At 52.7% G+C, this 19,274-nt stretch carries 14 protein-coding genes; 1 reads left to right on the top strand and 13 read right to left on the bottom strand.

The features are described from left to right. Window positions 1-35 precede the first annotated feature (35 nt). Window positions 36-1,859 (top strand): aminopeptidase P family protein, encoded by a 1,824-nt coding sequence (locus JNC80_RS05610; RefSeq protein WP_376709741.1) that lies wholly within the window; start codon window positions 36-38, stop codon window positions 1,857-1,859. Between the two features lie 69 nt (window positions 1,860-1,928). Here JNC80_RS05610 and JNC80_RS05605 read toward each other — a convergent pair whose 3' ends face one another. The 13 genes from JNC80_RS05605 to murG all read right to left on the bottom strand — a co-directional run bounded on the left by JNC80_RS05605 (window position 1,929) and on the right by murG (window position 19,207). Then, the gene (locus JNC80_RS05605) at window positions 1,929-2,228 is read right to left on the bottom strand and encodes a branched-chain amino acid transport AzlD family protein (RefSeq protein WP_022711379.1); all 300 of its coding nucleotides are present in this window, start codon (window positions 2,226-2,228) and stop codon (window positions 1,929-1,931) included. Further along, window positions 2,228-3,013, bottom strand: a complete 786-nt coding sequence (locus JNC80_RS05600) for an AzlC family ABC transporter permease (RefSeq protein ID WP_116087951.1) — start codon at window positions 3,011-3,013, stop codon at window positions 2,228-2,230. The genes JNC80_RS05605 and JNC80_RS05600 overlap by 1 nt, the downstream gene beginning before the upstream one ends. Window positions 3,014-3,181: 168 nt before the next feature. Continuing rightward, entirely contained in the window at window positions 3,182-5,326 is a 2,145-nt protein-coding gene (ligA, locus tag JNC80_RS05595; RefSeq protein ID WP_376709892.1) for an NAD-dependent DNA ligase LigA, read from the bottom strand. Window positions 5,327-5,671: 345 nt separating this feature from the next. After that, window positions 5,672-7,339: a DNA repair protein RecN gene (recN, locus tag JNC80_RS05590; protein ID WP_376709740.1), complete on the bottom strand. Its 1,668-nt coding sequence runs from the start codon at window positions 7,337-7,339 to the stop codon at window positions 5,672-5,674. 119 nt (window positions 7,340-7,458) lie between these two features. Further along, on the bottom strand, window positions 7,459-8,295 hold the full coding sequence (locus JNC80_RS05585) for an outer membrane protein assembly factor BamD (RefSeq protein WP_051139041.1): 837 nt from the start codon (window positions 8,293-8,295) through the stop codon (window positions 7,459-7,461). A gap of 385 nt (window positions 8,296-8,680) precedes the next feature. After that, window positions 8,681-9,541 (bottom strand): UDP-3-O-acyl-N-acetylglucosamine deacetylase, encoded by an 861-nt coding sequence (lpxC, locus tag JNC80_RS05580; RefSeq protein WP_376709739.1) that lies wholly within the window; start codon window positions 9,539-9,541, stop codon window positions 8,681-8,683. Window positions 9,542-9,698: 157 nt separating this feature from the next. Then, on the bottom strand, window positions 9,699-11,462 hold the full coding sequence (gene ftsZ / locus JNC80_RS05575; protein ID WP_075656143.1) for a cell division protein FtsZ: 1,764 nt from the start codon (window positions 11,460-11,462) through the stop codon (window positions 9,699-9,701). Between the two features lie 237 nt (window positions 11,463-11,699). Further along, window positions 11,700-13,022, bottom strand: coding sequence for a cell division protein FtsA (gene ftsA / locus JNC80_RS05570; RefSeq protein ID WP_022711371.1), 1,323 nt, complete (start codon window positions 13,020-13,022; stop codon window positions 11,700-11,702). After that, entirely contained in the window at window positions 13,019-13,957 is a 939-nt protein-coding gene (locus JNC80_RS05565) for a cell division protein FtsQ/DivIB (protein ID WP_370627075.1), read from the bottom strand. Before JNC80_RS05565 ends, ftsA begins: the two co-directional genes overlap by 4 nt. Then, complete coding sequence (locus JNC80_RS05560; protein WP_075656396.1) at window positions 13,945-14,871, bottom strand: D-alanine--D-alanine ligase; 927 nt, start codon at window positions 14,869-14,871, stop codon at window positions 13,945-13,947. The genes JNC80_RS05565 and JNC80_RS05560 overlap by 13 nt, the downstream gene beginning before the upstream one ends. A 549-nt stretch (window positions 14,872-15,420) precedes the next feature. Continuing rightward, the gene (gene murB / locus JNC80_RS05555) at window positions 15,421-16,386 is read right to left on the bottom strand and encodes a UDP-N-acetylmuramate dehydrogenase (RefSeq protein ID WP_376709737.1); all 966 of its coding nucleotides are present in this window, start codon (window positions 16,384-16,386) and stop codon (window positions 15,421-15,423) included. 290 nt (window positions 16,387-16,676) lie between these two features. Then, window positions 16,677-18,083 (bottom strand): UDP-N-acetylmuramate--L-alanine ligase, encoded by a 1,407-nt coding sequence (gene murC / locus JNC80_RS05550; protein WP_151159847.1) that lies wholly within the window; start codon window positions 18,081-18,083, stop codon window positions 16,677-16,679. Continuing rightward, entirely contained in the window at window positions 18,080-19,207 is a 1,128-nt protein-coding gene (murG, locus tag JNC80_RS05545) for an undecaprenyldiphospho-muramoylpentapeptide beta-N-acetylglucosaminyltransferase (protein WP_376709736.1), read from the bottom strand. Before murG ends, murC begins: the two co-directional genes overlap by 4 nt. Window positions 19,208-19,274: the final 67 nt, after the last annotated feature.

Genomic DNA, 19,274 nt, shown 5'->3' with positions numbered 1-19,274 from the left:
AATGAGGGTCTAACCTTTTTCAGGATCAGAATCTCATGTTTCAGAACTTTGAAGTCAGCAGCAATCCGGCAACCGGTGCGCCGCGTGTAGCCAAATTGCGCGAGGAACTGAACCGTCTTCAGTTGGACGGTTTTCTTGTGCCACGCGCCGATGAGCATCAGGGCGAATATGTACCGCTGCGTGCTCAGCGCCTTGGCTGGCTGACAGGCTTCACCGGTTCTGCCGGTGCAGCGCTGATCCTGAAGAATAAAGCCTATGTCTTTGTTGACGGACGCTACACATTGCAGGTGCGCACCCAAACCGATCCGGCCGTGTTCGACATTGAAAGTCTGGTCGACAATCCGCCTGCCTCATGGCTGGAGAAAAACGGCAAAGGTCTGGTCATCGGTTTTGATCCTTGGCTGCACACAATTGCAGAAACCCGCGCACTGAAAGCAGCACTCGAGGCACAGGGCGGCCAGCTCGTACCGGTGCAGGACAATCTGGTTGATCTGGTCTGGACTGACCAGCCTGCCGCCCCGCTTGAACCCGTGACTATTCAGCCGCTGCAATATGCCGGTCAGGAGCCACGTGCCAAACTGAACAGCTTGAGTGAAGCAGTTGAGAAAAGCGGTGCCTCAGCCACTATTCTGACAGACCCCGCCTCCATCGCATGGGCGTTTAATATTCGCGGCCGCGATGTCAGCAATACACCGCTGCCTTTGAGCTTTGCACTGATTGCGGCTGACGGCCAGCACATTCTGTTTATCGATAAGCGCAAGCTGCCGATTGAAACCGAAGCCTATCTGACGCAGCTGACCAAAATCACTGCGCCAAACCAGATGGAAAACACGCTGGCTCAGCTGGCAGGTGAAGGTGCAAGCTTCATGCTTGATCCTGCACTGGCTGCGGAAAAGCTGCGCATGATTATCACGCAGGCCAATGGCACTGTGATTGAAGGCACCGACCCTGCCCGCCTGCCCCGCGCCATGAAGAACAAAGCCGAACTGGACGGCTCCCGTGCCGCCCATGAGCGTGACGGCGTGGCCATGGTCAAGTTCTTCTCATGGCTCGACAGCCAGCCTGCCGGCAGCGTAGACGAAATCAGCGCCGCTCAGCAGCTGGAAGAAAGCCGTCGCACAGTCGGCGAAATGTTCCAGAAGCCTCTGGAAGATCTGTCCTTTGACAGTATCTCCGGCGCAGGGTCTGACGGAGCAATCATCCATTACCGCGTCAATACCGATACGAACCGCAAGCTCAAAGATGGCGAGCTGTATCTGATTGATTCCGGTGCGCAATATCGTGACGGCACCACGGATATCACCCGTACTGTGGCGATTGGTGAAGTCTCTGCTTTTGAGAAGAAGACTTTCACACTGGTGCTGAAAGGTGTTATTGCGCTATCCCGCCTGCGTTTTCCTGTCGGCACACGTGGTCAGGATATTGATGCCTTTGCCCGTGCCGCTCTCTGGCAGCATGGCTATGACTATGCACATGGCACCGGCCACGGCGTTGGTTCTTATCTCGCTGTGCATGAGGGGCCGCAGAGCATTTCCAAGCGCGGTGCGCAGGAACTCAAAACCGGCATGATCCTCTCCAATGAGCCGGGTTATTACCGCCCGGGCGAGTTCGGTATCCGTATTGAAAATCTGATTATCGTCAAAGAGCCGCAAGCAATTGATGGCGGCGATATCGCAATGCATGAGTTTGAAACACTGACTTTCTGCCCGATTGATCGTCGCCTCATTGATGTTTCATTGCTCAATGCAGATGAGCTGGCATGGCTCAACGATTATCATGCACAGACACGCGACAAGCTGCTGCCGCATTGCTCGGAAGCCGAAAAGAGCTGGCTGATTGCAGCGACCGAAGCTCTGTAAAGCCCTGCCATACAGACATAAAAAAACCGGCGATTTCGCCGGTTTTTTATTATCAATATCATACCGATCTCAGAACGGCATATATTGGCGCAGCAGCACAATCAGCACACCGCCGAAAATACACAGTGGAATAATACCGATGCGGAATGCCGCCAATGTGCAGAGCACCATGGTCAGAAACTCTTTCCACCCCGCATTGAAGGCAGCCGGAGCAACAAGCGTTGTCAGCACTGCCGCAGGCACGGCATTGAGGCCGGCCTCAACGCGGTAATGTACACGCTCAAACTGCGAGAGAATGAGATGTCCGCCGATACGGGTGATATAGGTCAGCACAGCTGCGCCGAAAATAATCCATACAGTTGAAGACATTACTGCACGTCCTTCACAGTTTTCACCGGTTCATCATCCAGCGTAATCACGGTTTCACGGCCAGACAGCGGCTTGGCAATCACAACAGCCATAACAATACCGCCGATTGCACCAACGGTGACATGCCACGGCGAGCCGATCCAGAAATAAGCAGCAACGGAAGTCACGGAACTCGCCGCAACAATCGGGAACCAGTTTGTACGGGAGCGAAAGCCCATCACCAGACCGAGGAAGTAAATTGGCAGCAGCATATCAAGACCGATGGCTTTCGGGTCGCCGATCATGCCCCCGAAAGTCGCACCAATATAGGCTTCAATCACCCAAGACAGATAAAGCGGAATAGCCAGCCCCATATACCAGACAAAGGTAATCGGCTTTTTCTGCTCGGCCTGCTTTTCGCTTTCCGCATATTGAACATCGGTCAGGAAAAAGAAGGCCACAATCTGCTGCAACGGCGTGAAATGCTTAATCAGCCGTCCTGTACCTGCGGAATACAACACATGGCGGAAATTCACTGCGAAAATCGACAGCAGGATCATCCATGGTGCAACATGTTTTCCAAACAGCTCCATGCCCACCAACTGGCTGGCACCGGCAAACAGTGCCGCGCTCATCCATACCGATTCACTGACATTCAGGCCGTTATCAACGGCAACAACACCAAACAAAATGCCAAAAGGCGCGACCGCCGCCATAACCGGCCCGCCGCGTCTTGCACCATCCCAGAATTGTGCAAGTTTACCTGTCTGGGTACCAGACAGGATTTTTGGATTACATCCATCCATCATCATTACCAGTATTTTTCAAACGCGCCTTAAAGCCCGCGTTTACATTTGAGGAATGGACTAAAGCAGAAAACTGCTCTCCGTTCCCACACTGGTTATGAATAGGCTGATGCATAAAACCAATCAAGTGCAGGGCAGACACACCTGCCCTGTCATAAAAGGTAATATTTAATCCGCACCAACAAGCGTAAACCACGCATCTTCGTCGATCACCTCAATGCCCAGCTCCGCAGCTTTGGTGAGTTTTGAGCCTGCCCCGGGCCCTGCAACCACCAGATCTGTCTTTTTTGAAACCGAACCCGCTGCTTTTGCGCCATAGCGCTCCGCCATGGTCTTGGCTTCATCACGCGACATGCGCACCAGCGATCCGGTGAAAACGATGGTTTTACCGGCAACCGGTGATCCGCTCACGATTTCGTGAACTTCATCCAGCGGCGTCACTTCGGCCAGCAATGCATTCAGCACTTCCGTGTTATGCGGCTCCTGATAGAAGTCCACAATCGCCTCAGCAACAATTGTGCCGATGCCTTCCACATCCGTCAGGTCACGCCATGCATCATTGCCCTTGTCGCTCTTTTCCTGCGGCACCAGAGCGGCCAACGCCACTTCTGCCAGCTTGGCATAAGAACCAAAGGCGCGTGCCAGTTTCTTGGCATTGACCTCACCGACATGGCGGATACCAAGCCCGAACAGAAAACGGCTGAGCGCAATCTCACGCCGCTCATTAATCGCGGCATAGAGTTTTTTCACCGATGTCGCACCGAAGCCTTCAATATTTTCCAGCTTCTTTAGCGATACAGCCTGTCGTTTTTCCAGCGTGAAAATATCTGCCGGTGTGCGGATTTTTAAACTCTCATCCTCAGCATTGAAGAAGAATTCGACCTGCTTTTCGCCCAAACCTTCAATGTCGAAAGCATTACGCGAAACGAAATGGCGGATACGCTCAACTGCCTGCGCCTCACAGATCAGACCGCCGGTGCAACGGCGCACCGCTTCACCTTCTTCACGCACCGTATGGCTGCCACAGACAGGGCACAGACGCGGGAATTCATAGGCAACACTCTCCGCAGGGCGTTTATCGGCGACAATATCCACGATCTGCGGGATCACATCACCGGCACGTTGAATAATCACCGTATCGCCAACGCGGATATCGCGCCCTTCACGCAACGCATTGCCCTTCTGGTCAAACCCGCGAATATAATCCTCATTATGCAGCGTGGCATTGGTCACCACCACGCCCCCGACAGTGATCGGCTCCAGACGCGCAACAGGCGTCAGCGCACCGGTACGGCCGACCTGAATATCAATGCCTTTGAGAATGGTGAAAGCACGCTCTGCCGGAAATTTATGCGCAATTGCCCAGCGCGGGCTGCGCGAAATAAAGCCAAGACGCTGCTGCAAAGCCAGATCGTCAATTTTATAAACAACGCCATCAATGTCATAACCGAGGGTGGCACGCTGTTCTTCAATCGCGTGGTAATGGGCAACCAGTCCCGGCACACTCTCAAAACGGCGCATCAGCGGATTGATGGTGAAACCATAGGATTTGAACTTTTCCACCATACCCATTTGCGTAGTGGCAGGCATTTCGCTCACTTCACCCCATGCATAGGCGAAAAACCGCAACACACGGCTGGCGGTGATTTTGCTGTCCAGCTGGCGCAGCGATCCTGCTGCCGCATTGCGCGGATTGGCAAAAACCGGTTTACCGTCTTTTTCCTGTTTTTCATTAAGCGCCGCAAAATCGGCATGGCTCATATAGACTTCACCGCGCACTTCCAGCACATCCGGCGCATCGCCTTTCAGCACCTGCGGAATATCGGCAATCGTGCGCGCATTATTGGTAACATTCTCGCCTACAGAGCCATCGCCGCGTGTCGCAGCACTGACCAGCCGTCCTTGTTCATAACGCAACGAGAGCGACAAGCCATCAATCTTCGGCTCTGCGGTTATACCGAGCGGGCTGCCCGGAAAGAGTTTTAGAAAACGGTAAATACGTCCGACAAATTCACCCACATCCTCATCGCTGAAAGCATTATCCAGCGACAGCATCGGCACATTATGGGTGATTTTGGAAAACTTATCTGAAGCCGCATAACCTGGGCTCAAAATTCGTTCCAAATATTTTTCTAACTTCGAATTGAACCGAGCAACAGATTTTGAAAACTCAACCAAAACATCAAAGGATGAATCAGAATATTTTGGCTTATCTAAAACATGATAATGATATTTCGCATCATCAATTTCTTTATCGAGTAATTCGATATAGTCTTTCAATAAAGCAGGTGTGTTTTTATAAAAGTTATGAATTAACTTTTTTTTTGTATCATTGTCTAAATTTTTATACTTAACATGAACACCATCATACAACGCATCAATAAAAACTTCCGGCATTTCTCTCAATGCCGCAACTATGCTGTTTTTATAAGCACGTGGCCTTACCAACAGCCAATCGTTCGCGATCAAGCCAACCTTTTGGTTATAGTTTAGCTCATCTGACACGTTTCTATGTTCATCAGTATGTTCACTATCTCGATGAACCATATCAAAAAACTCACTTACAGCATTAAAAATTCAGTTAAAAATAGCAAAAAAACGTACACAGGCCGTTAATGAAAATAGCCTCAACACCCCATATTTAAAATAGTTTGAATGCTACGAGTTTTCCCGCAGCAATCGTTCTGCGGCAGCACGGGCTTCATCAGTCACACTGGCACCGGCGAGCATACGCGCTATTTCTTCCTGACGCTCGGCCACTTCCATGGTGCGGATAGAGGTGCGCATCTGTTCGCTCTCCCCTTGCGCCTTGGCGATCAGGAAATGCGTTGTCGCACGTGCTGCCACCTGCGGCGCATGGGTGACAGACAGTACCTGCACATTGGAGGACAGTCGTGCGAGACGCTGGCCGATCGCATCAGCCACTGCACCGCCCACGCCCGTATCAATTTCGTCGAATACCAGTGTTGGTGCCGAGCCGCGATCAGCAAGAGCAACTTTGAGCGCCAGCAGGAAACGGGACAATTCACCGCCCGAGGCCACTTTCATCATTGGCCCTGCGCGTGTTCCCGGGTTGGTACGCACCCAATATTCAACAACATCAATACCTTCAGCACTGCGGTTTTCCGCATCGGTTTCGATATTGACGATAAATTCCGCACGCTCCAGCTTCAGCGCCGGCAATTCCTGCATCACAGCCTGCGTCAGCGACTGCGCAACCTGTGCGCGCTCTGCCGACAATGCAGACGCCGCCGCATCGTAGATTGCACGGTTTTCCTGAGCCTGCTTCTCCAGCTGCTCCAGCTTTTCCGCTCCGGCATCAAGATCCTGCAAATCCGCATCCATCTTGTCGCGCAATGCAGCCAGATTGGCCACCGGCACTGAGAATTTACGCGAAGCTGCACGCAGTGCAAACAAACGCTCTTCCACTGTCTCCAGCACACGCGGATCAAAATCAATCTCGCGCATTGCCGTATCAATACCGCTCTGCGCATCACCTAGGCGATCCAGCGCCTCGTCAATCGCTTTAATCACCGGCTCCAGCAGATGCGGTGCTTCCGGCATTTTGCGTTCAAGACGGCGCACCAATGCGGCCAAAGTCGGCACCGGCGATTCATGACCGGACAGCAGATCATTGGCTTCGCTCACATCTGTCGCAATCTTCTCGGACTTCATCATGATGGAGCGCTTTTCAGCCAGCTCATCTTCTTCGTCTTCTTGCGGATTGAGCTTATCAAGCTCTTCAGCCGAGGCGCGCAAATAATCCGCCTCACGCGCTGCGGCTTCCACTTTAGCGCGATGCTTGACCAGAGCACTCTCACTGTCGCGCCATTGCTTGTACAAGCGACGCAGCTGCAAAGTCTGCCCGTCCAGCCCGCCAAAAGCATCCAGCAATGTGCGGTGCAAATCTGTGTCGATCAGCGCACGGTCATCATGCTGACCATGAATCTCCACCAAATGACGACCAAGTTCACGCAGCAAGCCAACGCTTGCCGCCTGATCATTGATGAAAACACGCGAACGGCCGTCACTATTCTGCACGCGTCGCAGAATAATGTCGCCGTCATCATTGATTTCATTATCTTTGAGGAAATTACGGGCGGGATGATTGATGCCGACATCAAACACCGCCGTCACCTGCCCCTGCTCCGCTCCATGGCGCACAAGGGAAGCATCGCCTCTGGCACCAAGCGCCAGAGACAAACTGTCGAGCAAAATAGATTTACCCGCACCGGTTTCACCGGTGAGGACAGACAGACCTTTTTGAAACTCGATATCGAGTTTCTCAATCAGGACAATATCGCGGATCGACAGTTGCGCTAGCATGGCTGCCTTTTATAGCATTTTACAGTCAAATGGCCACATTGGGCATCGTATAAATGCGGGGAAACAATAAAGCAGAGCAGGCTGAAATTATCTTGTAATCACAACTTGCTCTTTTTTCATTAAGCGCCGCCAGTGATGAGCGAAGATGCTTTGGAAAGCCACGAACCGGTGTTTTCACGCGGCTCAAGACCACCACCCTGCAAGAGCTTATAGGAATCTTTATACCAAGGGCTGTCCGGGAAGTTCTTACCCAGAACCGCAGCAGCAGTCTGCGCTTCAGAGGTCAGACCCAGTGCAAAATAAGCCTCGGTCAGACGAGCCAGCGCTTCTTCCACCTGACGGGTGTTGGAATATTCCTCAACCACATTGCGGAAACGCTTGATCGCGCCGAGATATTCCTTGCGCTCAAGATAGTAACGGCCAACCTGCATATCCTTACCGGCGAGCTGGTCGCGGGCAAAGCGGATCTTGGTCTTGGCGTCTTCAACATATTCCGATTTCGGGAAACGATCGACAACTTCCTGCATCGCAGCAATCGCACGGCGGCTTGCCGCCTGATCGCGCGTAACATCCGGAATCTGACGGAAATAGCTCAGGCCGATGATGTAATAGGCATAAGCGGATTCGTCCGAAGTCGGATAAAGCGTGTTGTAGCGCTTGGCCATTGAAATGGCTTCTTCATAATTACCTTTGCGGTAATTGGTGAATGCGGACATCACCAGCGATTTACGCGCATATTCTGTGTAAGGATGCTGACGGTCAACAGCGGCGAATTTCTTCGACGCTTCGTCCAGACGTCCGGCTTCGAGATTGGCAAGACCTTCATTATAAAGCTTGTCAGCCGGATCAATGCTCTCGACATATTTGGACAGGTCAACATCTTTGTCACCGGAGGCACAACCTGCAAGCGCCATTGTCAGCACGACAGCACTGGTCGCCATAGCCAGCTTGGTCATTTTACGAATTTGAGAACCCTCAGCACCAGTAACATTGGCTGCAGTATCTGGGAATTTAGAAATCGTCATGCTGTCTCCGGTGTTTCGGCAACACAAATCATGGGCAAATCATTCCTGTGTCAGAGGGTTCATAAACCATAGCTGAGAACAATCGGCAATGTTAATACAAGTTTATTCGCACTGCTTCGAGACTGCAATGCCTGCCAGACACGACTTTTTCAACCCGTACAGTCATAAAACAGCAAATTCTCTTACAAACCGCCATCACACTGCATGTGTTCGCGGCTCAATTAAGGCTGACAGAACAGACTCTCAAAGAATCATTGAGTAATTTGTCCTGATTATCATTTATAGTTGTGTGCTGTGTTCTTCAGATAACAAAAACTCAGCTTTCCAGCCGATAGTGATCCGGTTTTTCCAGCAATGTCTTCACCAGAAGCGCATTCAGCTTATGACCGCCGCGATAGGAGCGGAACAGGCCACAAAACGGATAACCTGCCAATGCCAGATCACCGACAGAATCCAGCAATTTATGACGCACGAATTCGTCCGGATAATACAATCCGTCAGGATTAAGCACCTCGCCCTCATCGCCGATAGCAATAGAATTTTCCAGCGACGAGCCAAGCGCCAGCCCCATTGAGCGCAGTTTTTCTACATCACGCATGAAGCCGAAGGTGCGTGCTTTAGCAATTTCACGCTCAAAAACATCCGCATCAAGATCAAAGCTGAAAGACTGACGGCCGATAGAGGCTACCGGAAAATCAATTTCCACCTCATAGCGGGTACCGTTATGCGGTGTAAACTCTGCCCAATTTTGTCCGTCTTCCACACGCACGGGTTTCAAAATAGTCAGATACTGACGCGGGGCATCCTGCTTCACTAATCCGGCCTTGCGGAATGCACTGATAAATTCAGCCGAACCGCCACCGAGGATCGGCACTTCAGGGCCGTCAATTGCAATAGTCAGATTATCAATGCCAAGCGCTGCAATCGCTGCCATCAAATGTTCAATCGTGCTGACACCGAAATCAGCCGAACCGATAGACGTATTCAGCGTTGTCGAACCAAGCGAGGCAGACAATGCAGGAATACTCTCACGCCGCCCCTCACTATTGTGACGAATAAAAACAATACCGTGGTTCACAGGCGCCGGACTGATATCCAGCGTAACAGGTTTGCCGCCATGCACACCAAATCCCGAGAGCGGGAATGAACCGGCTATTGTTTGCTGCATAGTTTTCATAACAATCCTGTTTCCTGTCTTATCTGCCAGTTTCATATAGGACGCACAGCCTCAAGGCTCAATCTTGTTTCCCGATAAAACACCAGCCTTAAAACAAAAAAACACCGCGTCCCTGATGAGAACGCGGTGAAATTTAAGCAAAAGGTATTTTATCAGATCAGTTGGCCTGACGGCGAAGGAACGCCGGAATTTCAAGCTGATCATCTTCAGAAGCCATGCGCGGCTGTGCACGACCCTGACTGTCAAGCTGACCGTTGCGCGGTGCATAGATCGAGGCATCCTGCGACAGCGGACGACGCTGTTCAGGGGCACGAGCCTGCATCGGAGCGGCTGGCATTTCACGTTTCTGAGCCGGTTCCAGACGGGCAGTCGGCTGTTCGTCATCACGACGGGACAGGCTGGCAGTCAGACGACGCAGCAGACCAAGCGGGCCGCGTTCTTCATGTGCCTGCTGTGCCGGCTGCGGAGCCGGTGCGCGACGGGCATTCATTTCCGCCTGAACAGCCGGAGGAAAGTCCGATACGCTTGGCATACGCGGAGCCTGACGCGGCTGCTGCGGAGCCAGAGCCGGATCCATGTGCTGCTGCGGCTGGAACTGCGGCTGAGGTGCCAGATTATGCGCTGGCTGCTGCATCTGCGGCTGAACCGGAGCCTGCATCTGCGGGCGCGGAGCGGCTGGCTGTTGACGCATTTCCATCATGTCTGGTGCAGGTGCCTGAAAAATACGGCTCTGCGGCTGGAAAGCAGCATCATTGGTAGCGGCTGGCGGCGCATAGGAGCGCTGCTCACCTTCACCCAGATGCAGGGACTGCTGAGCCGGAGCGGCGTGTTCAACAGGTTTAGCCTGAGCAACAGGCTGCTGAACAGGAGCCTGAGCGGCTGGCTGCGGAGCTGGTTTAGCTACTGGTTTCGCTGGCTGGCGAAATTCCAGCGGCGCAGGCGCCGCGTCTCCGATCTGCTTATCGATTCCGGTAGCAACGACAGAAACACGGATCACACCTTCGAGACCTTCATCGAAGGTCGCGCCGAGAATGATCATAGCATCCTGATCGACTTCTTCACGGATACGGGTAGCAGCTTCGTCAACTTCAAACAGTGTCATGTCACGGCCACCTGTGATCGAGATCAGCAGGCCGCGCGCACCGCGCATGGAGGTTTCATCCAGCAGCGGGTTAGCAATAGCGGCTTCAGCAGCGGCAATCGCACGACCATCGCCGGAGGCTTCACCGGTGCCCATCATGGCCTTGCCCATTTCGCGCATAACCGAGCGAACGTCAGCAAAGTCAAGATTGATAAGACCTTCTTTAACCATCAGGTCGGTGATGCAGGCAACACCGGAATACAGCACCTGATCGGCCATCGCAAAAGCGTCGGCAAAAGTGGTTTTGTCATTGGCAATACGGAACAGGTTCTGGTTCGGAATGACGATCAGAGTATCGACATTCTTCTGCAGTTCTTCGATACCCATATCAGCCGTTTTCATGCGGCGCTGGCCTTCGAAGTGGAAAGGTTTGGTGACAACACCAACGGTCAGAATACCTTTTTCGCGCGCTGCACGGGCAACAACCGGCGCGGCACCGGTACCTGTACCACCGCCCATACCGGCGGTTACAAAGCACATATGTGTGCCGTTCAGGTGATCGATGATTTCATCAATGCACTCTTCAGCGGCTGCGCGGCCGACTTCCGGCTGCGAACCTGCACCCAGACCTTCGGTCACAGCTGCACCGAGCTGAATAATACGTTCAGACTTGGACATAGTCAGAGCCTGGGCGTCGGTATTGGCCACAACAAAATTTACGCCACGCAAACCGGCGTTAATCATGTTGTTGACAGCGTTACCGCCACCCCCGCCCACACCGAAAACGGTGATGCGCGGCTTCAGCTCGGTGATATCCGGCTTTTGCAGATTGATTGTCATCAGTTTCGTTCCTTTTGCCTTTCACCGCTTCGCCGCCGCGGTGCCGTATTCTGATTTATTTTTTGTACGCATACCCCGGAAGGAACCGCGTTATCATTTTGAAATTATCCGGTCATTTACCATGATTTGGCAAAAAGCCCAGAGTGTAATCGGGTCAGAAATGAAAAATCTCAAACCCTTGTTTCAAAACTGCTTTCCTTCAATTTTACTCCTCAGGAAAGCTGCAGCACCTTCTTACTAAAAACTTGTTTTCAGCCATTGGCCGACCCGTGAAATACGTCCGCCGGAGCCGATAAGACGACCACCGGAGGCAGCACGAACAGACCGTTCTTCAATGCCTGCTACCTGCGGATAAATCAGCAGGCCTACTGTTGCCGAGAATGCCGAACCTTTTGCAGCTTCCGGCAATCCCGCAATTCCTAACGGCCGCCCGATACGGACATTGCGCGCCAGAATACGGCGGGCAACTTCCGGCATACCGGTCAGCTGGCTTGCGCCACCTGTCAACACAACACGCTTACCGACAATATGGCCCAGCCCCGAAGCATTCAGCCGGTCACGAACCAACTCCAGTGTTTCTTCAACACGGGCACGAATGATACGGGTGAGAACTGAACGCGGATACTGGTTCGGCACATCACGATCGTCATCGCCGATCGGCGGAACGCTGATCAGATCGCGGTCATCGGCAGCGCTTGGCAGCGCCGAGCCATACATAACCTTGAGACGTTCAGCATCTTCCATACGGGTGGAGAACCCGCGTGCCACATCCATTGTTACATGCATACCGCCAATGGCAATGGCGTCAGCATGAATAAATTTGCCTTCCGAGAATACGGAAATCGTTGTGGTGCCGCCGCCCATATCAATACAGGCCGCGCCCATTTCCGCTTCATCATCCACCAGAGCCGCCAGACCGCTCGCATAAGGGGTGGCGACAATCGCTTCAACAGAGAGATGGCAGCGATTGATGCACAATTCGAGATTGCGCAAAGGTGCGCTGTCTGCGGTCAGTACATGCATATCAACGCCGAGTGAATCGCCCAGCATCCCCATCGGATCGCGGATACCGCGTTCACTGTCGAGCGTGTAACCAATCGGCAGCGAGTGAACCAGATGACGCTCAGCCTGCAGCGCCTGTTTGGCACCGGCAGCAAGCACACGGCGAATATCGGTTTTCTCTACTTCATGGCCGCCGAGATCAATGCTCGCATTGAAGGTTTCGCTTTTCAGGCGACCGGAAGAAATATTGACGATCAGCGATTCAACGGTCAGACCGGCCATACGTTCAGCCGCATCAACAGCCAGACGGATCGACTGCTCGGCCGCATCCAGATCAATCACCACACCGGACTTAACGCCGCGGGATTTCTGATAGCCGATACCCAGCACATCCATACGATGCGTACGACCCGGCAGAAACGCACTTTCATCCCGCGGGCGCAGACGCGCAATCACACAGGAAACCTTGCTCGATCCGACATCAAGCACTGTCAGAAGCCGCGTGCGGCGACCTGAAGAGGAAGAACCGGAAGTGTTTTTTGCAGACCAGATACTCATACGCGCCTACCCGCTGCCGCTTTGGCAGCTTTTTCACGGTCTTTCAGCATTTTCTCACGGCTTTCCATGCCGGTCGGTGTGAGCTGTACAGTCACACGGTCATCCAGACGCATGTCGAGGCTGAGAATATCCCGACCAAGAATATTTTTAGTCCGCTGCAGGGTTTCAACCTCTGCCAGAGCGCGTTTTACATCCTGCTCAGGCAACAAAACCCGCACACCATTATCAAACAGCAAATCCCAGCGGCGGTCAGAAACCCGCGCATAGGCACGCACTTTGGCGGCCAGATCAGGATAGGCTGCAACTGTTTCAATAAAAGCCTTGCCGCGCTTCTGCGCACCTTCGCCCACCACCAGCGGCAGCGAAGCATAACGGGAACCGTTCAGCGGAACGATCGGCTTGCCTTCTTCATCCACCAGCAGCAAATCACGGCCGGACTGCCAGACTGCAAATGCCTTACGCTCCTGCAGAGAAACCACAACAGAACCCGGATAGACTTTGCGGATTTCAACACCGGCGACCCAAGGCAATGTTTCAATCGCCTGACGTGCCTCATCCGCATTGAAACCGATCAGAGATGTCTCTCCGTCCAGTCCTAGCTTTTCAAGAATATCAATTTCAGAGGTTTCATTATTACCGGCAACGCTCACCTTCTCGATTGCAAAACCGAAAGTTGATGCCGTTGCTTTCACAACCTCATGCGTATGGTTACCGATGACCATACCGTAAATACCGGTCGCACTCAGAAAACCGATCATGCCGAAAGTGCCCGCATAACGCGGAACATTTACCCCGCCGCCGAACAGGCGCGAGGCAATACGGAAAGGCTTGCGCAGAAAACGCGGAAGAACAAAAGCACCACCGTGCGAAAGTGATGTACGGGACATCATCGCATCACGATTACTTCTGTCAGATCTCGCCTTTATCGCATGCACGAGGCATCCTCCACCATCCAGCTCAACAACTCACCGAATGAATACCCTTCAGCCTTGGCAATATCCGGCACCAGAGAGGTCGGCGTCATGCCCGGCTGCGTATTCACTTCAAGCCAGATCAGCTCACCGTCACCGGAGCCGTTCTCATCAAAACGGAAATCGGAACGACTCACGCCGCGACACCCGATTGCCTGATGTGCCTGAAGTGCCATTATTTGTATTTTTTGGTAAATATTTGGTGAAATTTTCGCAGGACATTCATGCCGCGAGCCACCATCTGCATATTTTGAGTCATAATCGTAGAAGGAATGTGCCAGCGGAATGATCTCACACACACCAAGGGCACGATCGCCCATCACAGCGCAGGTTAATTCACGTCCGGCGACATAGCGCTCGACCATAACCTCATCGCCGTATTTCCATTCATCCGAGCCGAGAATCTGCGGCGGAGCACTCTGCCCTTCGCGCACGATCACCACGCCGAAGCTGGAACCTTCACGCACCGGCTTCACCACATAAGGCGGCTGCATCGGATGCTGATTACCGATATCAAAACGATTCATCACGCGCGATGGTGCAATAGCCACACCGGCAGCACCGGCAACAAGCTTGGCGCGACCTTTATCCATTGCCAGCGCCGAGGCCAGCACACCGGAATGCGTGTAAGGAATTTGCAGATATTCGAGAATACCCTGAATGGCACCGTCTTCACCAAAAGGACCGTGCAATGCGTTAAACGCAACATCAGGCTTCAATTCAGCAAGCACAGCAGCCACATCGCGGCCGACATCAACACGCGTCACACGATAGCCCTGCTCTTCAAGCGCTTTGGCGCAGGCAGCACCCGAGGAAAGACTGACCGGACGCTCCGATGAAAACCCGCCCATCAAGACAGCAACATGTTTACCTGTCATTTTAACCATGTCCCCTCTGCCAGCAACGCTGATACACATAAAACAAAAAACTCTGAGCCCGCCGGAGCTGAGCCGCATGTCGAACAGACACGCAAAACACATTAAAAATATTCCCTGGCACGCCGCATAATCAAAAAACTGAACCAAAATTCAGACAATCATACAGCGTTCCGGCGGAAGATTTCCGCAGAACCCCAAGGCAAAATTAACTTGCCGACCCAAATCACTAACGCTTGTTCACTATAAGAATCAGAGAGTTGATTCTATGGCAAGCCCTTACAAAAAATTACGACTGCAAGATCCGAATCAGATTCGGGTGAAACTACTGATTTATTATGGTTTTTTGATAATTAGTTTGTGCGGAAATTTATTTTAGCAAAATGCAAAGACAGGACTCTTGACAGGGGCAAATCACCCGCAAAACCGCGTAAAACGCCCCCTCAAAAACAAATCACCGCTGCCCTCCCAAATCAGAGAAAACAGCGGTGACTTTACAGAACTTCAGCGGCCTTCCCTAAAACAGAACGACCAATGCAAAAGCGCAAAAGATTAATCGAGAAATTCGGTGACTTCGCGCCCTTCGAGGAACTGGCCGAGACGGCGGATTTCCCAATGGAGATTGATACCGGAATTCGCACGCACTTTATTGCGCACAGTCTCGCCCAGCAGCTCCAGATCATAACCGGTGGCATTATCGCCATTAATCATGAAATTGCAGTGCATATTCGACATATGCGCACCGCCGACAGTGAAACCACGGCAACCGGCTTTATCGATCTCTTTCCACGAAGATGTGCCTTCAGGATTTTTGAAGGTTGAGCCACCGGTCTTCTCGCGGATCGGCTGCACAGTCTCACGATGGCTCTGCACTTCATCCATGGCAGCGCGGATTGCAGCCGCTTCGCCGCGCGGTCCTTCAAATAGCGCACTGGTGAAAATCAGATCTTTCGGCGCGGAACAATGGCGATAGGCATAGCCCATATCCGCATTACTCAGAATATGCAGATGACCTTTACGGTCGAGCGCGCGCACTTCGACAACACGCTCACAGGTTTCAACACCATTGGCACCGGCATTCATGCGCAATGCACCGCCGATACCGCCCGGAATACCGTGATAGAAATGGAAACCGGCAATTTCAGCTTCAAGCGCAGCCGCAGCCACACGCTTGTCAGGTGTTGCCGTACCGGCACGCAGACGCGTATCGGATACACGCTCGACCTCGCCAAAGCCTTTGGCAGACAAACGCACCACAAAGCCGGGAATGCCGCCTTCACGCACCAGCAGGTTCGAGCCGATCCCGACAGTCATCACCGGAATTTCTTCCGGCACATTTTTCAGGAATTCTGCCAGATCATCTTCATCTGCAGGCTGAAACAGAACTTCAGCAGGGCCACCGGCACGAAACCATGTGATCTTATCCATGCCGGAATTTGGCGTCAGACGTCCGCGAATACCGGACAAAGGTTTTTCAAGCTGCTTTAACAGCGCTTCACCATCAAGCTTTACAGCCATTTTCAACCATCTCTCTTAAATCGATCCGGACTTCAAATTTTCCGGATTATAAGCATCGCAACAATTCGGATAAGGTCAGGAGAAAGGCGGCAGGATCAAGGCATTATCCCTGACCCGTACCGGTATTTTTTTAAGTCCGCTACATTTCAGTGTCTGAATCAAAAAGCGGCAGACGCAAGCGAAAATGGTGATTTTAGAGCATCCGAACGGAGCGTACATATTGTACGTGAGTACGGAAGCGGAGAAAATTGCCATTTGCAGCCAAGTCGGGCGACTTTTGGATCGGACACTCAGGCTGCGCTTGTACCACCTAATTGCTTAGGCAATGCATATGCCCATTGCGTGATATTACCGGCACCGAGGAACACGACAAAATCGCCTTCCTGTGCCAGTGCTTTAATAGCTTCAGGCAAATGCGCAGGGTCTTCCAGATAGCGTGCATCGCGGTGACCGGCAGTTTTGATCTTGCTGACCAAGGCTTCCGATGTCACGCCCTCAATCGGATCTTCACCAGCGGTATAAACCGGCGCAATCATCACTGTATCCGCATCATTGAAGCAGGTGGAGAAATCGTCGAACAGGCTCGCCAGACGCGTAAAGCGATGCGGCTGGGCAATCGCAATCACGCGCTTCGGCGCGGCTTCGCGGGCAGCTCTCAGCACAGCTTTGATTTCCACCGGATGGTGGCCGTAATCGTCAAAGATTTCAACGCCGTTCCACGAACCGGTATGGGTGAAGCGACGCTTCACACCACCAAAGCCCGACAGACCTTTGCGGATATCATCGGCAGTCAGACCAAGCTCATGCGCCACAGCAATAGCCGCAGTCGCATTGGACACATTATGACGACCCGGCATCGGCAGACGCAGATCTTTGATCTCAACGACTTCGCCCTTGCGATCGCGGATTACGACATCAAACACCGAAACGGCACCATCCATACGGTGATTGGAGAAACGCACATCGGCCTGCGGATTCTCACCATAGGTGATCACGCGGCGGTCTTCGATACGGCTGACAAGTGCCTGCACTTCCGGATGGTCAAGGCACATAACGCCGAAACCATAGAATGGCACATTCTCAACAAACTGACGGAAAGCCGCGCGTACATTATCGAACGAGCCGTAATGGTCGAGATGCTCAGGATCAATATTGGTAATAACCGCAATATCAGCAGGTAATTTGAGGAAAGTACCGTCGCTCTCGTCGGCCTCAACCACCATCCACTCACCCTCACCCATACGGGCATTGGTGCCATAGGCATTGATGATGCCGCCATTGATAACAGTCGGGTCCAGATGGCCGGCTTCCAGAAGCGTTGCAACCATCGAGGTCGTGGTGGTTTTGCCATGGGTACCGCCGATGGCAATTGCCTGACGGAAACGCATCAACTCGGCCAGCATTTCCGCACGGCGCACGATCGGCAGCAGATTTTCCCGCGCTTCTACCAGTTCCGGATTATTCGGACGGATAGCAGTAGAGACAACAACCACATCAGCCTTGCCGATATTTTCAGCTTTATGACCGACAAAAACCTCAATGCCCTTGTCACGCAGACGCTGCACATTGGCGCTGTCAGCCTGATCTGAGCCCTGAACTTTATAGCCCAGATTATGCAGCACTTCCGCAATGCCGCTCATGCCAATGCCGCCGATCCCGATAAAATGAACCAGACCAATATTCAGAGGCATTTTCATACGCGTTTTCCTTGCTTATAATCAGAAACAGACAATCCTGCTGCAATAGCCTCGACAAGATCAGCAAGCAACCGTGTTGCATCAGGACGGCCGGAACTTTTTGCCCGTGCTGCCATATCTGCCAGCCGTTGCGGCTCATTCAGCGCTGCAATCAGGATTTTTGCCAGTTTTTCCGGTTTCAGTTCTGCCTGACGGATAACCTCGCCGCCACCGGCCTTTGCCAGCGCCTCAGCATTGGCAGCCTGATCGTGATCGAGCGCGAACGGAAACGGCACCAGCAGGCTCGGACGGCCAATCGCTGCAATTTCAGAAACGGTAGAAGCGCCTGAGCGGGAGAGAACGAAATGCGCCTGCGCCATCATCTCCGGCAGATTGCCAAAAAATGGCGCGACCTGCGCTTTAACGCCCAGCTTCTCATAAGCTTTACGGCAAATCACTTCATCTTCAGGGCGTGCCTGCTGAGTGACAAACAGTCTTTCACGCTCGTCAATCTCAAGCAGAGCAATCGCGGCAGGCACCACGGTAGAAAAATATTGCGCGCCCTGACTGCCGCCAAACACCAGCAAGCGGAAAACATCCGGCTCTGCAGAAGGCTTATAAGCAACATTGGTCTGCGCCATAACACTCGGGCGCACCGGATTACCAGTCTGCACGGTTTTAGCTGCATGCACACCGCTATCCGCAGACAAGAAACCACCGGCGATCGCTGTCACGCGGGCGGACAGGCCTTTATTGGCACGTCCCATCACCGCATTCTGCTCATGGATAATGGTCGGAATATTCATGCGCGATGCCGCATAGAGCGGCGGCAGGGTCGGATAGCCACCGAAACCAACAACCAGTTTTGGGTTCAGACGGCGGAAAAGCTTGCGGCAATCGAGATTGCCCTGCCACAGGCTGTAAAATGTCTTCGCCAGTGCAATCGGATTTTTACCGGCAATGGTTGCGGAACGCACGACATGGACATGGTTTTCATCAAAACCGGAAACAAAACGCTGCGCACGTTTATCCGTTACCAGATGTACATCATAACCGTCATTTGCCAGCTCATGCGCGAGCGCTTCAGCAGGAAATAAATGCCCGCCGGTACCACCCGCTGCCAAAACGATAACACCTTTTGTCATCATCATCCGTTCTGTATTTTTTAAACAAGCAGTCCCGAACAATCATCGCCGGAACTGCGCAATTCGT

Source organism: Pseudochrobactrum lubricantis (assembly GCF_041929865.1).
GTDB lineage: Bacteria > Pseudomonadota > Alphaproteobacteria > Rhizobiales > Rhizobiaceae > Pseudochrobactrum > Pseudochrobactrum saccharolyticum.
The sequence above is the reverse complement of the archived record's forward strand: the minus strand, read 5'-3'. Positions and strand labels throughout refer to the sequence as shown.